3 protein-coding genes are annotated in these 1,627 nt (G+C 31.0%); 1 reads left to right on the top strand and 2 read right to left on the bottom strand.

Annotated elements, in window-relative coordinates; genetic code table 11:
• Positions 1-486, top strand: a 486-nt coding sequence (locus NL42_RS16820) for a hypothetical protein (protein WP_461313616.1), incomplete at its 5' end; no start/stop codon positions are given.
• Positions 487-578: 92 nt separating this feature from the next.
• Here NL42_RS16820 and NL42_RS16815 read toward each other — a convergent pair.
• Together NL42_RS16815 and NL42_RS16810 are read right to left on the bottom strand one after the other, a co-directional pair.
• Positions 579-917, bottom strand: a complete 339-nt coding sequence (locus NL42_RS16815; protein ID WP_461313615.1) for a DUF192 domain-containing protein — start codon at positions 915-917, stop codon at positions 579-581.
• A partial coding sequence (locus tag NL42_RS16810) for a type II secretion system F family protein (RefSeq protein WP_461313614.1) occupies positions 904-1,627 on the bottom strand: 724 nt, incomplete at its 5' end. The genes NL42_RS16810 and NL42_RS16815, both read right to left, overlap by 14 nt.

Raw genomic sequence — 1,627 nt, 5'->3', positions numbered from 1 at the left:
GAAAATCATGTTAAATATTACGATCTCTACAATGCCATTATCACTAAAAACATAGAAAAGCTATATCAAGAAATATCACCATCTGAAAGCATAAATGTTAAACAAGATATTCTGAAACTAATAGATAATATTCAAAATAAAGAACCCGTAGATAGAAGAAATCTATACTTTAAAATATGGAGATATTTCATTTTTGAAGATTATAAAACTATTGGAATTTCTATTTGGAAACCGAGTAATTCTGAGCAAAAAGCGATTACAAAATTTCCTTTAATTGAGTCAAAAAAACTATCAGAAAAAGTCGGTGAACTAGCGAGAAAATCATATATTGAATATTTTCTTGACTTTTTTACAACAAATAAAGAACTGTTCAAGATCGAAGAAGCATTATTTGGAAAAAAAATTAGAAATAGCTACGAAGATAGTGTGTTAATGTTTATTAAATTTGCTACTAAAAGCAAATATTATGCTAAAGAACACATATAATAAATCATTAACTTTTTAAAATTCAATGATCAAATCATTTCTTTAAAGATGAGCAGTCATTTTCACTAAATTGTCCGAAGGTAAATTATTGCTTAAAACAGGCCCTGATTTTTGCACAACTCATATTGAGCTAAAGTACCTCCTAAAAACTCAACCACTGAACAAGCTTGGCTTGAGCCAGATACAACTTTAAAAGGTTTAACATCGTAATGAATATCAGTCACATAACCAAAAGCATCAATAAAAACAATATCTATAGTATACCTCATACCAATAGTATGGATTGAGGTACACGGGCTAATTAATAAACACTGGTGTTCTTTTAATTTCTTTCGAAATAAAAGCCCACCAGCTCTAGAAAAAAAACTTGTAGCAGTAAATACTTCAAACTTTATATTAGAATTATTTAAGTACATATTATCCAAATGCATCCTTCATCATGATATATATTGGGAATCCAATAACAATAAATGTACAAGGAAAGATAAATGCAACTAAAGGAAAAAGCATTTTGACAGGTGCTTCCAAAGCTAATTTTTCAGCCCTTAAAAAACGCTCAACACGGCGTTGTTCAGCTTGACCTCGTAAAATTGGGCCAAGATTCATACCCATGTTTTCAGCCTGAATAATTGCGGATACCAAATTTTGTACAGATGGTTGTTCTACACGTTGTGCCATATTTCGTAGAGCTTCATTTTTAGGAATACCTTTGCGAATGTCTGCCAATACTCTAGAAAACTCGTATCGAGTAGGACTTTTAATTGACTTTGTTACAGCCTGATCCAATGCATTCACTAATGTAAGACCAGCTTCTACGCACAGTACAATGATATCCAAAAAAAATGGGATTTCTTTGAGAATGATAGTCTCTCTTTTCTTTTTTTCGCTTTTTAACCATAACACCGGATATAACAATCCATATAGTGCAAATGCAATGCTATAGAGAACATCTATATTGGATAGATACAATAAAACCAATGCTAAGCTAAAAAACATTCCCCCAAAAACAATCTGTGAAGCAACAATTTCTTTCGGCTTAAAAACATATTCATAGCCCGCATATACAATTTTCTTTGTTAAACGTTCTTCAGTTTTCTTTGATATCCAAGGCCCTATATAAAAGGCAATAGTTTTGATGAGT

The sequence above is a fragment of the Acinetobacter sp. GN11 genome (assembly GCF_054823985.1).
The sequence above is the reverse complement of the archived record's forward strand: the minus strand, read 5'-3'. Positions and strand labels throughout refer to the sequence as shown.